This is a genomic window from Paenibacillus sp., from assembly GCF_031177825.1.
In the GTDB taxonomy this organism is placed as follows: Bacteria; Bacillota; Bacilli; order Paenibacillales; family YIM-B00363; genus Paenibacillus_AE.
Window position 1 is genome coordinate 95,279 of the sequence record NZ_JAPSKE010000007.1, and the last position, 13,046, is coordinate 108,324.

Below are 13,046 nucleotides of genomic sequence, written 5' to 3' on the forward strand. Positions count from 1 at the left end.
GCGCGCCGCTACTCCAAAAACACCGTCTCGTACGGGTGGTCGTTCGTATCGTTCCGGAACTGGCGCGGGGAGAGGCCGAGGTACTGACGGAACACCTTGCCGAAGTAGCTGGGGCTCTCGAAGCCGCACAGCTCGCCGATGCGCGAGACGCTCTCGTCGGTGCGCCGCAGCAGCGTAACGGCCGCTTCCACGCGCCGGCGCCGCATGTATTCGAGCGGCGATACGCCGAGCCGGCTCTGGAACAAGCGGCACAAGTACGCCGCGGATACGCCGCTATGGGCGGCGATCTCCTCGAGGCCGAGCGGCTCGCGGAACCGCTCCTTCATGAGTCGGGTCGCCTTGCGCAGCGGCGCCGGCAGATCGGGCGCCGGCGCGTCGGCCGCTTCCGGCTCGAGCATGGAGATCAGGAAGCCGTACGCTTGCGTGGACAGCTCGACGGCGTCCGTGACCCGGTCCTCCGAGACGGTCCGGTACAGCTCCCAGCCTCTTCGAATCGTGCGGGAGCGGGGGGACAGCCGGACGACGGGGCCGTGCCGACCGCGGATGCGCTCCGCAAGGCGGGCGGCGTCTTCGCCCGCGAGGTTAATCCATAAGAATTCCCAAGGGGAGCCCGATTCCTGCTCCCAATAATATCGGTAATCGCCGGGCACGGTCACCAGCAGGCCCGAGCCGGGAGGCACGGACCAGGTGTCGCCGCCGTACCGGAGCTTCCCTTCGCCGCTGAGCGTGTATTGGAAAATCACGTGCCCGCGGTCGGGCCTCGTCATGCCGTGATGCCCGTAGCCGGGATCGTCCGTATATTGCCAGCCGATCGAGTCGAGCCGCAGGAACGGAACGGCTTCGGCGTAGCGGAAGGCGTAGGCGCCTTGTTTCATTTTCGAGAGGGCTCCCTTCATCGTTCGACGCAGGTCAATGCGGTGATGAAATTGTAGCATGATCGCCGGAAAATGAGTACCCGAAAAGCGGCGCCGTACAATCGGAAGGTCAATATCGTTATAGTTCGGTTACGATTTTCGGATTGTGGCGGGGAGTCGGGCTTGCTACGATGAGAGCAGGAAACCGATGAACTCGAAGGGGATGGAATCATGTTCGAAACCAGATGTCTCAGCTCGTTAAGCAAGGTATTCGCCGACGAGGCGCTGACCGACGCGCCGGTGCGGGAAGGCTCCGCGCTTTGGGGGGAGACGTTCAGCTTCCAAGTCGCCTACCGCTCCGAAACGCTGCTTCCGGCGCTCCGCATTCGCGCGGCTTCGCCGCTTGAGCCTTATATCGCCGTCCGCGCCGTCGGCCTGTCGCCTTCCGATCTGCCGGCATACTCGAACCCGGACGAGGGGTACTTGCGGACGACGCCGGGACTGTACCCGGACCCGCTGTTTCCTGCGGGAGACGACCTGCGCGCCTTGCCGAAGCAATGGCGATCGCTGTGGGTGACGGTGTCGCTGCCGGCGCTGGCGGAAGCGGAGGCCGCCGCGCTTGCGGGCAGCGGACCGGAGGCTGCGTTCCCGATCGAAATCGTCTTGACCGACGCGGAGGGCAATCGCCTCGGCGCCGAGACGTTCGAGCTCGTCGTCGGCAGGGCGGAACTGCCGGAGCAGCGGCTGCTGCATACGGAATGGTTCCACGCCGACTGCATCGCGACGCGGTACGGGGTCGAGGCGTTCAGCGAGGCGCATTGGCGCTTGCTCGAGACGTATCTGGACAATGCTTGCAGCCACGGCATCAACATGATCTTGACGCCGCTCTTCACGCCGCCGCTCGATACGGCGATCGGCGGCGAACGGCCGACGATGCAGCTGGTCGGCGTCGAGGAGACCGGCGAAGGCGAGTACCGCTTCGACTTCTCGCGGCTGAACCGCTGGGTCGAGACGTGCCATCGGGTCGGCATCCGGCACTTCGAGATGTCCCATCTGTTCACGCAGTGGGGGGCGAAGCACGCGCCGAAGATCGTCGCCGTGCGCGACGGGGAAGAGAAGCGCATCTTCGGCTGGGATACGGAAGCGGCAGGCGAGTCGTACGGGCGCTTCTTGGATCAGTTCCTTCCGGCGTTAGTGGCGTATTTGAAGGAGAACGGCCTGGAAAAGAACGTCTACTTCCACGTATCCGACGAACCGATTCCGGACAATCTGGAGCATTATCGCGCGGCGAAGCAGGTGCTGATGCGGCATTTGGACGGCTTCGCGTTCTTCGAGGCGCTGTCGGACTACAGCTTCTACGAGCAAGGCCTCGTCCCGATCCCGGTGCCGGCGAACAATCACATCGAGCCGTTCCTGGAAGGCGGCGTCGAACCGCTCTGGACGTACTATTGCTGCAGCCAGAACCGAGACGGGGTCGCCAACCGGTTTTTCGCGATGCCGTCCTCCCGTAACCGGGTGCTCGGCGTTCAGCTGTACAAATTCCGGATCGCGGGCTTCCTGCAATGGGGGTATAACTTCTGGTACTCCCAATATTCCAAGCGGGAGATCGACCCGTTCCGCGTGACCGACGCGGGCGGCGCGTTCCCTTCCGGCGACGCGTTCGTCGTCTATCCGGGCGAGGACGGTCCGATCGATTCGATCCGCTGGGAAGTGTTCCGGGAGGCGCTGCAAGATTTGCGCGCGCTCGAGCTGCTCGAGTCCCGGATCGGCCGGGACGCCGCGCTCGCGATCGCGGAGGAGGAGCTCGGCGGCGACGAAGGCATCTCGTTCCGGATGGGCGCGCCGGACCCGGCGCGACTGCTGCGCGCGCGGCAGCGCATCAACCGCGCGATCGCGTCCTCGTACGCGACAGTGAATTAGTAAGGCTTCTACCAGAAGAGGTTGCCCTGCGTCCTAGTTGACGAAGGCAACCTCTTTTTCCGTTGCGGCGGGCGGTAGCGCGAGATGGTGTCAAATGTTGAGCAGTTCGCGAGAAAGAGATCAAAATTTGAGTAGTTCGGTGTGGAGATGCGAGGGGGTGGCGTCGGAACCGGAAAACCGTCCGGCTTTGGGTTGCCGGACGGTCTTCGTTTCCGTCGTTAGGCTGTCGCCGGGTCGTAAACGGCGCCCATAAACAAGATCGCGCCGGTTCGGTCGTCGCGGATCGCGAAGAAGAACGGTCGATTCGCCTCGAGCTCGAACGAGACGACCGGAGCGGAGACGACGCCGACCTCGACGCTGGTGACCGCGGCGGCGACGGTGCCTTGCTCTTGGACGTCGACGAAGGTCTTTTGCTGGACTTGCTTGAGAAATACGGTGTTGTTCCCGGTCAATTCGGTCATCCGCGAGAAGTCGGCGGCCTTGTCATCGAACGCGACGCCCATGCCGAGGTTCTTGAGAGCGTCGTTCAACGGGAAGTCCTGTTCCATCTGGAACTTAGGCAGACCGACGACGCCATGGGTCGGTGTGAACGCGTTCATATGTCGAGTCCACGACGCGGCGTTCATCGTCTTCATCCAGTCGTCCAGCGCGACGTTCTCGTCGGGAACGAAGACGACCATGCTGGCTTCGTGGCCCGCGTAGGGGAGACGGACGGCTTGGAAGCCGTCGCCGTCCAAATACGGGAGCGTCTCTTCTTGGAACATCATCGACGCGTCGACGACGCCGTTCGGGCCGTCGAACGGACGGACGGCGGTCCGATCCTCCCGAAACGGGGAAGCCCAGTTGGCGTCGAAGTAGATCGCGTTCAGCAGCAGCAAGATCGAATTGTCGTCCAACGGATCATCCAGCAGCTTGTCGATTTTGCCATTGGTCTTTTCTCGCACCCAATCGTTGATCCGCTCCGGCGCTTCCGCGGATTGCAGGTCCAACGTCTCGACGGCCGCGTCGTATCGGGCGCGATTCGTATCAAGGAACGCCTCGCGGAACGGCACGCCTTCATCGGCCCATAAAGAGTTGGCGAGCGCGACCTGTATGCCGTCCGTGCCGCGCATCAACACGTCGGCCAGCGCCTCGTATCCGGACTGGATTTCGTCGTCTTCAAGCGCGTCAAGGGCCAGTGTGCGCTTCATCGCGTCGAGCGTCTCGCCCTCGGCGCCGTTCATCGTCATCGCGAGCGCGATCGAGAGGCTGATCGGGGAGAAGAAGCGGTTGCCCGCCTCCCGCGCCGACAGCTCGCGATAGACGTCGAACGCGAAGCGCGTCTGCGCTTCGATAAGCCGGGGGTCGACGTCTGCCGGCGCGAAGCGGGCTTGTTGCAAGGGAGCCGTCGGTTCGCCGCCGTTCGGCGACGGGGTGACGGTCGGTGCCGCCGGCTGCGACTCGCCGTCCGCCGGCTCGGCGCCGTTCGCGCCGCAACCGGCAAGGCTCGCCGCCAACGCAGCTGTGAGAGCGAGCGCCGCGATTTTGTGTAAGATCATGGTCATTCCTCCTATACGTGCAAATCCTTTCCCTTATGGACGGGATGTTGCACCCGGAGGTTGCAGTTTCGGTCAAGTCTAGGGGCTGAGGAGAGTTACGAATGTAAAGTCCGGCGGTCGGTTTGCGCGATGGGACGGTAATTTTGCCGATTGGGGTGCTGGGTAATTGCCGCACGGGCAAGAGAGCCGATAGATGAGTTCTAAGCGGACGACACCGCCCTAAACGTCTAGATCTAGAGACGAATGGAATCGCCGGACGGCTCGTATAATAACATCGACATTCGCCGGCTGACCGCCGCGAATCGATAAAATGGAGGCCGTTACAGATGCGCATACTGTTCCTATCCCTCATCCTCTTTGCATTGAGCGCTTGCTTTGCCGTCGGCCTCGACCTGCTGCTGAAATACGATCTGAGATCCTCGTTACACAACATGACGATGCCGTTCCGTTATATGATGAAGCAGGAAATCGTTATTATGACTATAATCGTACTGTATGCGTTCTTCAGGCCGTATATCTACCGCCTTGCGAAACGAATGTGGCAGTCGTTCCAGAATCAACCTCGGGCCTGAAGCCGTCTTCGAATTCCGGCCACCGTGACCAGTAGTATCGGAAAGCCCGCGCCGAACAGCAACCAAACGGTATAAAGCAGCAAATCCCCTTCCTCGATCTGTTCCAGAAAATTCCCGGCGATCATCATGGCGATAAACGTAATAATGACGCCGATCGGATAGACGATCCTGCGATAATCCCGAATACGAAACAAGTCCGCAGCGCACATGACGGCGGCATAAAAGTAAACCGCCACCTTGAAAAAGTCGCCGATAATGAGCATCAGCACGACGATGGCGTCAAGCCGCTGAATAAATTCGCCGATGTTGATCAGGCTGATCGTGGACATTAGTGGAAACGTGGCCCTGGTCGCAATGTCTACGCCAAGGGCGCTGATGTTCAGGGCCGTGGACGCGGCAAGGACGAGTGCGCTGACGATTACGGCCGCGACCCCCGCGCGTACGCCGCGCTTCGGTTGATCCAAATACGGCAACAACACTGCGAAGCACACCGCCTCGACATGGGGGAATTCGATCGTTTGGCGCAGCGTCGTCGTGATGACCAGCGGCCATCCGTTCCCCAATACCGGCAAGAGCCGATTCATATCCGGCACGCCGGCCAGCACTAGAAGGGTGCCGCCGAACAGACCGGCGACGGCCATGACGAAGAAGTAGAATTGCGCCGTTCTAACCAGCACTTCGACGCCCTGGGACAGAACATACCCGATCGACATGACCAGAATGGCGGCCACCACAATCACCGGCGTCTGATCCAACACCGAGCTGACCAGCAGGTCGCTCCCCTCGCGCACGTCACGCGCCGCGCCGTTAATGAAGAAGAGCACGTACAGCAGCCCGAGCGGCCATCCGAGCCATTTGCCCAATATCGCGCGCATATAGCCGGTCGGAGGGAGACTCGGATACATCCGGTAGAGCGCAGCGTACACTAGGAACATGGCAATTCCGCCCGGCAAGCCAAGCAGCACGGCCAACCAGGCGTCCTTTTCCGCTCTGATGCCCAGCACGCGTATGATCGCAGTCCCCATGTCGAACAGGAAGAAAATCGCAAACAATTGTCCCGGTGTGATTCTCGCCTTTTCCACCGCATCCACCGCCGTTGATTCCAATTATTTTTGTTTGAAGAAAAACGGACTCGTCCGCATTCCCGTTCGCTGGATACTCGCCTCCACCCGTACCGTAACGTCGCATGTCGGGAATATCCGTCCCCAATCTCGTTCCATCCGCTTCCAAGCCTTCGGATCCGCCCGCTCGACGGCTTCCCCGAAGCCGAGCGTATCGGTTTTGAGCTTCATCGCTTCCTTGACTGCAGCCAGAATCGCCCGCTCCGTCGCGTCGCTCCACTGTTTTTCCAACTCGCGGATTTCCGCCGATTTGTTCAGGTCGATCGGGCACATCGCTTCGCCTACGTTGCCGACCTCCCGCACAGCGATGTCGACCGACGGCTTATCGTTTCGCACCTTGGCTTCGACAACCGTAGAAGAGCGGAGAATTTCGATCGCCACCTTCCCTTCCCGCTTCTCGCAGTCCAGTACGACAATCGAGCTTTTCATTTTATTCGAGATCCACGTCAGACCTTTCGCCGGGTCGCCCTTGATCCATCCCACTAGCTGCCCTTCCCTGAAAAGCCCCATGCCGTTGATCATCAGCACTGCCGGAAGGGCGGTTCTTTCGACATTCGCTTTCACTTCGCTCATAGACTCGTCCCCGACGAGCATAACGCCGCTGATGACGGGACCGCCGCCCTTTACCTGCAATCTGCGGATTACATCGTCGACTTTCGTCTCGAAATGCTCACCCATCACCCCACCCGATACTTTCAGCTTACCGAGCAAGGCGATGGCCGGGATGCTCTCGATCGCGGTCAGCGTGCCGAGGATCGATTCGGCGCTGGTTCCCCTAGCGATGAACACCCGCGTCGTCAGGCGCATCTCATGGTCGCGCTCCATCAAATCGAAGATATCCTTGACTCCTTCCCGAGCCAGTTCTTCTCCGATCACGAAGTCTCGCATATGCTGCACGTTAATTCGACGCGGCACAATATTCCCCGTCTTGCGGATCGCTTCGAACAACGTTCGCCCCGTCGCGGCGTACACCGTAACGGGCATCGCATTGCCGGTCGCCTTCCGTCCGGCGATTTCCCTGGCGTTAATGATCTGGACCGAAGCGCGGTACTCGCCGCGCGAGGTTTTATCGACGCCCATCGCCGATACGATGGCCAGCTCGTTCAGCTCCCGGTAATTCCAGCAACCGGCCTGCAGCAGCATGGCCGAAAGGAGCAGCGCTAAAAGTAGCGGCTTACGGTTCACGGCCATCCCCTCCGTTCCCGCCGGCAGACGGTCTGTTCTCATACGCATCCGACATGCGCGATCGCGCCGGCATCGATTTTAGGGTCGAGCGCCAGAGGGCGTCCTTGTGGTGTTTGAGCCGAAACGGCGCGAATGGAGCAAAATACGGCGTGCCGAAGGATCGCAGGCCGGTCACATGCGCCACGATCAGGATCATCGCAATAATCACCCCAAAAAAGCCGAAGGTAGCCGCCGCAACCATCAACGGAAAGCGGACGAGACGCACTGAATTGGACAAGGTTACACCCGGCGTCGCAAAGCTCGCGATTCCTGTTAACGCGACGATAATGACCATCATCGCCGTCACGATGCCCGCTTCGACCGCCGCTTGCCCCAGCACGATGGCCCCGACGATCGAGACCGCCTGCCCAATCGCCCTTGGCATGCGCGTGCCGGCCTCCCGCATAATTTCGAACGTAATTTCCATGATCAGCGCTTCGATAAAAGCGGGAAACGGCACCCCTTCGCGCTGCGCCAGTAAGTTGATCGCCAGCGTCGTCGGAATCATCTCTTGATGATGGGTCGTTACGGCGATATAGACGGATGGCAGCACGAGCAGCAGGAAAAAACTGAAGTACCGGATAAAGCGCATGAAAACGGCAAACTCCACCCGTTGGTAGTAATCTTCCGCAGCTTTGAAAAACTGTGAAATCGTGGTCGGCAATACTAGCGTGTTCGGCGTTCCGTCGACGAGAACCGCAACCCGTCCTTCCAGCAGGTTCCCGACCACTACGTCCGGCCGTTCCGTGTTGTACACCGTCGGGAAAGGTGTCAGCGTCCGGTCCTGTATGAGCTCTTCCACGTTGCCCGATTCGATAATGGCGTCGATGCGGATGTCGTTCAGCCGACTTCTCACCTCTTCGACCAGCGCGTCTTCCGCAATCCCTTTCAAATACATGAGCGCTACCTCGGTCTCAGAAACGGCCCCGATTCCCATCGTTTCCAACCAAAGGTTCGGGCTTCTAAGTCTCCGCCGGATGAGCGAGACGTTCGTCGCGAGCGACTCGTTGAAGCTGTCCTTCGGGCCGCGGACGTTGACTTCCGTTTTGGGCTCCGCGATGCCTCGTCGTTCGCCCCCTCGGACATTGCCGGCGATCGCGCTCGGATAACCGTCGACGAAGATGACGATCTCGCCGGATAGCAATCGGCGCAGCATGCCATCCCAGTCGGCGACCGAATCGGAGTCGCCGACGCTCAGCGCGTTGTCTACTATTTCATCGTACAGTCGCTTGCGCGCTTCCGCATCCGCCGGATCGAAGCGTACCGATTCCAACCGTAACGTGCGCTCGATGAAATCGTTGACGAACGTTTGGTTCGTCAGCCCCTCCATGTAGACGACTGCGACCCGAATGTGCGGCTCGCGTCCCGCCGGGAACGTACGGACCGTCACATCCGGACTGTCGCCTAAGGTCTCTTTGATGCGCCGCAGCGTTTGATCCAGCTCCGGTTGCAGCGGTTCGCTCGGCTCGGGGGCGTTGGACACGATGAAAGCTGCCCGGTTTCTGGTTCTTTTGTTACGTTGCGCAATCCGGTAAAACTTTCTCCACGACATGAGAAGCCCCCGTTTTTGAAAGGCTTTAAGTGCTGTCAGTATTTGCAGATAAATGGAAATGTATGCGAAACACAGAGCCTGCTGCCGGTGTATTTTATATTAGGTCAGTCATCTAGCACTTAATTTTCGATATACGCCCATCTCCGGCGCAACGTAAAAAAGCCCCCCCGATGGCGATCATCGGCGGGGCTTCATGTTCCAACTATAACAAACCTTACTTCACGTACTGCTCCATCTCTTCCACCAAGCCGCGGAACACTTCCATCGCGTCGCGGATCGGGGCCGGCGAGGACATGTCGACGCCCGCCTTCTTCAAAATATTGATCGAGAAGTCGCTGCCGCCGCTCTTCAGGAAGCCGAGGTAGCGGTCGACGGCCGGCTGGCCTTCGTCGAGAATTTGCTTCGCGAACGACGTCGCCGCGGAGAAGCCCGTCGCGTACTTGTACACGTAGAAGCTCGTGTAAAAATGCGGGATGCGCGCCCACTCCATCTCGATATCCTGATCGACGACCATGCCGTCGCCGTGGTACTTCTTATTCAAATCGTAATAGATTTCGCTGAGTACCTGCGGCGTCAGCGATTCGCCCGCCTCCGACTTGTCGTGAATGATCATCTCGAATTCGGCGAACATCGTCTGGCGGAACACCGTCGTGCGGAATTGGTCCGCGTAGTAGGTGAGCAGGTACATTTTCTCCTTCGGGTCCGTCGTCTTCTTCAGCATGTAGTCCATGAGGAGCGCTTCGTTCAGCGTGGACGCGACCTCGGCGAGGAAGATCGTGTACTGCGCGTCGCGGTACGACAGGTTCGTATCCGAGTAATGCGAGTGCAACGCATGGCCCATCTCGTGCGTCAGCGTGAACATCGAGTTCAAGTTGTCCTTATGGTTGAGCAGCACGTACGGATGCGTGCCGTAAGCGCCCCACGAGTATGCGCCGGATCGCTTGCCTTCGTTCTCGTACACGTCGATCCAACCCTCTTCGAAGCCTGCTTGCAGGTTCTTCAAGTAGTCGTCGCCGAGCGGCTTCAGCGAATCCAACACCTTCGCCTTCGCTTCCTCGTACGAGATCTCCATGTCGACCTCTTCGACGAGCGGGGTGAACAGGTCGTACATGTGCAATTCGTCGACGCCGAGCAGCTTCTTGCGAAGCTCGAGGTACCGCTGCAGCAGCGGCAGCGATTCGTGAATCGTCGCGATCAAGTTCGTGTAGACGTCCTTCGGAATGTTGTCGCCGTACAGCGACGCTTCGAGCGCCGACGGATACTTGCGCGCCTTCGCGTAGAATTGATTTTTCGTCACGTTCGCGGCGAGCGTCGCGGCGAGCGTGTTTTTCTGCTTGGCGTAGGTGGCGTACATCGCCTTGAAGGCATTCGCCCGGACCTCGCGATTACGGCTCTCCAAGAACTGTATGTATCGGCCGTGCGTCAGCTCGACGTCCTCGCCTTTATCGTTCTTGATGGTCGGGAACTTCATGTCCGCGTTGTTGATCATTCCGAAAATGTTCCCCGGCGCCTGCGAAATGTTCCCCACCTGCGCAAGAAGCGCTTCCTCCGCCTTGGACAAGACGTGCGGCTTCTGGCGAAGCATCTCCTCGAGCGTATGCTTATAAGGCGCGAGCGTCGGATCGGCGATAAAGCCCTTCAGCTGCTCCTCGGAGAGCGACAAAATTTCCGGCGTGACGAACGAGAGCGCTTCGCCGACGTCGACGGACAGCTTCTTCGCCCTGTCGGACAGCGCTTGATACGCTTGATCGGCCATGTCCTGATGGTGGCGCATGTTGGAGTACACGTAAAGCCGCTCGGTCAGCAGCGAAATCCGATCCTCGAGCTCGAAGCAGCTCTTCAGCGCGGCGGCGTCCGTCAGCTTGCCTTGGAAGGCGGCCGCTTCGCCGAGCAGTCCTTTCACTTCTTCGTATTCCTTGTTCCAAGCGTCCTGCGACGGATACAAGTCCTCCAATTTCCACAGATGCTCGGCCGGCATGTCGGCGCGCTTCGGAAGCGCGGTTGTCGTCGTCGTCGTAGCCATCGTATCCCTCCAAGTATGTATTGGTAAGAAACATAAAGCGGCGGCCGCGGCAAGCGCCGAGACCGACGCGAAAAGCCGAATGCGAGATCGGCGCATCGCACGAATGCCTCCTTCGAAGCGGAAGTCCATTCGGCTAGTATGCGCCAAGGGTTACCATATTATAGCTTATTCCGAACCCATCGTAAAAAATGTGGCGAGCAGCATGACGAACGCGGCGACGATCATGACGAGCGTCGCGATCGCGATCGGGCGGCGGAGCGGGTCGGGGATCGACTCGCGCTTGAGGATGACGACCGCGGCGAGGCAGAAGGACACGACCAGAAACACCGCGAGCGCGCCGGACGATTGCATAGGGAGTTCAAACCTCGCTTTCCGGGTACACTACCCAAAACATGAAAGGAAAGTGAACGCATGGCGCCAACGCTGTTAGAACGCACGATCGATCGATTGCAGAACGAACCCGTCAACGCCGACGCGAGGAAGCCGGACGCCGGTCTGACGGTCGGCCGATTCATCCTGGAGCAGCTGTCCGCTTGGGGGGTCGAACGCATCTACGGCGTGCTCGGAGACGCGAATTTGTTCTTCTTAGATGATATAGCAAAGCATGGGAAAATCCAATATGTTCCTTTCCTCGACGAGAACGCCGCGGCGCTCGCGGCGGCGGCCGAGGCGAAGCTGACCGGCCGGGTCGGCGTCGTGCTCGGCACATGCGGTCCGGGCCTCACGAATATGATGAACGGCCTCGCGGACGCGTACGCCGATCATGCCGGCGTGCTGGCGATTACGGGGCAAGTCGACGAAGCGAAAATCGGCACGAGCGCGAAGCAGTACTTGCAGCAGCAGCTGACCGTCGCTCCGTTCGCCGCGTTCAGCGAGCTGCTGGCGCATCCGGATGCGCTGCCGGAGATGCTGCAGCGATGCCTTACGCTCAGCTCGGTTCGCGGCGCGGTCACGCATCTGTCGGTTCCGAAGAAGATGTTCCTCGAACCGGTGAAGGGCGCGCCGCTGCCGTATACGGCGCATCTGCACCAGCCGCTGCTCGCGCCGGCCGAGGACATCGAATCGACGTTCCGCTTGATCGCGGAGGCGGAGCGGCCGATGCTGCTGCTCGGGCGCGGGGTGGAAGGCGTCGAGCGCGAGACGCTCGCGCTCGCCGAGGCGCTCGGCGCAGCGGTGGCGACGACGCTGCCGGCGAAGCACGTGTTCCCGAACGGGCACAATCTGTTCGTCGGCGGCTTCGGCCTCGCGGGCAGCGAGGCGGCGAGCGTCGCGATGGCGGAGAGCGACCTTGTCGTCATTTGCGGCGCGACCTGGTGGCCGGACGAATATACGCCGCCGACCGCGCGCGTCGTGCAGATCGACGCGGTCCGCGAGAACATCGGCATCGGCCACGGCATCGTCCGCGGTCTCGTCGGCGATCTAGCGGACATCATGCCGCGGTTCGCCGGGTTCGCGAAGACGCTCGCGCGCGACGAGAAGCGCATGGCGGCCTGGCAGCGACGCGTAACGGATTTGCGCATGGACTGGATGAGTCGCCTCGAGTCGGAGGCGGCGCAGACCGGGGCGCCGATGACGCCGCCGCGGATCATGAAGCTGCTGGCGGAGGCGATTCCGCCCGAGGCGATCGTCGCGCTCGACACGGGGGACCACTCGCTGTGGTGGGGACGCGCGTTCGAGAACCGCGGGCAGCGGCTGCTCGTCTCGGGCACGCTGCGGACGCTGGGCTTCGCCTTGCCGGCGGCGATCGCGGCCGCGCTGGCGTCGCCGGGCCGTCCGATCGTCGCGGTCGCCGGCGACGGCGGCGTGCAGCAGACGTTGATCGAATTCAAGACGGCGTCGAAGCTGGGGCTGCCGATCGCGCTTATCGTCCTGAACAACGGGTCGTATGCGATCGAATACAACCGGATGCGTCTCGCCGGGCTCGACGCGTCGCAGGCGAAGCTCGACAACCCGGATTTCGCCGCCATGGCGACGGCGTGCGGCGGGTTCGGCGTGCGGGCCGACGACGAGGCGGCGTTCCGCGCCGCGCTGGCCGCGGCATTCGATCCGACCCGCGTCGGGACGCCGCTCCTGATCGACGTCGCGACCGAGCCGACGGTGCTGCCGCACACGAAGCTGTGAAACGAGATTGCGAGGGATGTTCCCCCGCATGGAAAACCTTGGAGCGCCTTACACGTCGTGTGAGGCGTTTTTTCCGTTTTTTCACCACTGTTCAAGAAAACCGTGGTAATATAGGTCTAGG

The 13,046-nt window shown here is 60.9% G+C and carries 10 protein-coding genes; 3 read left to right on the plus strand and 7 right to left on the minus strand.

Annotated elements, in window-relative coordinates:
* Positions 1-8 precede the first annotated feature (8 nt).
* Positions 9-875 carry an AraC family transcriptional regulator gene (locus RIN49_RS10615; protein ID WP_309120143.1) on the minus strand — a complete coding sequence of 289 codons (867 nt, stop codon included), beginning with the start codon at positions 873-875 and terminating at the stop codon, positions 9-11.
* Between the two features lie 210 nt (positions 876-1,085).
* Here RIN49_RS10615 and RIN49_RS10620 point away from each other — a divergent pair, with 210 nt between their 5' ends.
* Positions 1,086-2,774 carry a DUF4091 domain-containing protein gene (locus RIN49_RS10620; RefSeq protein WP_309120144.1) on the plus strand — a complete coding sequence of 563 codons (1,689 nt, stop codon included), beginning with the start codon at positions 1,086-1,088 and terminating at the stop codon, positions 2,772-2,774.
* A 218-nt stretch (positions 2,775-2,992) separates the two neighbouring features.
* Here the strand turns inward: RIN49_RS10620 and RIN49_RS10625 are convergent, their stop codons facing one another.
* Positions 2,993-4,312, minus strand: a complete 1,320-nt coding sequence (locus tag RIN49_RS10625; protein ID WP_309120145.1) for a serpin family protein — start codon at positions 4,310-4,312, stop codon at positions 2,993-2,995.
* Between the two features lie 326 nt (positions 4,313-4,638).
* On the opposite strand from RIN49_RS10625, the gene RIN49_RS10630 reads away from it, so the two are divergent.
* On the plus strand, positions 4,639-4,884 hold the full coding sequence (locus tag RIN49_RS10630; RefSeq protein WP_309120146.1) for a YczF family membrane protein: 246 nt from the start codon (positions 4,639-4,641) through the stop codon (positions 4,882-4,884).
* On the opposite strand, the gene RIN49_RS10635 is transcribed toward RIN49_RS10630, so the two are convergent.
* The 5 genes from RIN49_RS10635 to RIN49_RS10655 all read right to left on the minus strand — a co-directional run bounded on the left by RIN49_RS10635 (position 4,869) and on the right by RIN49_RS10655 (position 11,155).
* Positions 4,869-5,966, minus strand: a complete 1,098-nt coding sequence (locus RIN49_RS10635; RefSeq protein ID WP_309120147.1) for a GerAB/ArcD/ProY family transporter — start codon at positions 5,964-5,966, stop codon at positions 4,869-4,871. The genes RIN49_RS10630 and RIN49_RS10635 overlap by 16 nt on opposite strands.
* A gap of 24 nt (positions 5,967-5,990) precedes the next feature.
* Complete coding sequence (locus RIN49_RS10640) at positions 5,991-7,190, minus strand: Ger(x)C family spore germination protein (RefSeq protein WP_309120148.1); 1,200 nt, start codon at positions 7,188-7,190, stop codon at positions 5,991-5,993.
* Positions 7,180-8,712: a spore germination protein gene (locus tag RIN49_RS10645; protein WP_309120149.1), complete on the minus strand. Its 1,533-nt coding sequence runs from the start codon at positions 8,710-8,712 to the stop codon at positions 7,180-7,182. Before RIN49_RS10645 ends, RIN49_RS10640 begins: the two co-directional genes overlap by 11 nt.
* A 283-nt stretch (positions 8,713-8,995) precedes the next feature.
* Positions 8,996-10,804 (minus strand): oligoendopeptidase F, encoded by a 1,809-nt coding sequence (pepF, locus tag RIN49_RS10650; RefSeq protein ID WP_309120150.1) that lies wholly within the window; start codon positions 10,802-10,804, stop codon positions 8,996-8,998.
* A 165-nt stretch (positions 10,805-10,969) separates the two neighbouring features.
* Positions 10,970-11,155, minus strand: a complete 186-nt coding sequence (locus RIN49_RS10655) for a hypothetical protein (protein ID WP_309120151.1) — start codon at positions 11,153-11,155, stop codon at positions 10,970-10,972.
* 60 nt (positions 11,156-11,215) lie between these two features.
* Here RIN49_RS10655 and RIN49_RS10660 point away from each other — a divergent pair, with 60 nt between their 5' ends.
* Positions 11,216-12,925 (plus strand): thiamine pyrophosphate-binding protein, encoded by a 1,710-nt coding sequence (locus tag RIN49_RS10660; protein ID WP_309120152.1) that lies wholly within the window; start codon positions 11,216-11,218, stop codon positions 12,923-12,925.
* The last annotated feature ends 121 nt before the right edge of the window (positions 12,926-13,046 follow it).

Bases quoted from the DNA above. Each gene is read 5' to 3' on its own strand.
- pepF (WP_309120150.1), bottom strand. From the start codon at position 10,804: ATGGCTACGACGACGACGACAACCGCGCTTCCGAAGCGCGCCGACATG.
- RIN49_RS10630 (WP_309120146.1), top strand. From the start codon at position 4,639: ATGCGCATACTGTTCCTATCCCTCATCCTCTTTGCATTGAGCGCTTGC.
- RIN49_RS10615 (WP_309120143.1), bottom strand. From the start codon at position 875: ATGAAACAAGGCGCCTACGCCTTCCGCTACGCCGAAGCCGTTCCGTTC.
- RIN49_RS10660 (WP_309120152.1), top strand. From the start codon at position 11,216: ATGGCGCCAACGCTGTTAGAACGCACGATCGATCGATTGCAGAACGAA.
- RIN49_RS10625 (WP_309120145.1), bottom strand. From the start codon at position 4,312: ATGATCTTACACAAAATCGCGGCGCTCGCTCTCACAGCTGCGTTGGCG.
- RIN49_RS10620 (WP_309120144.1), top strand. From the start codon at position 1,086: ATGTTCGAAACCAGATGTCTCAGCTCGTTAAGCAAGGTATTCGCCGAC.
- RIN49_RS10655 (WP_309120151.1), bottom strand. From the start codon at position 11,155: ATGCAATCGTCCGGCGCGCTCGCGGTGTTTCTGGTCGTGTCCTTCTGC.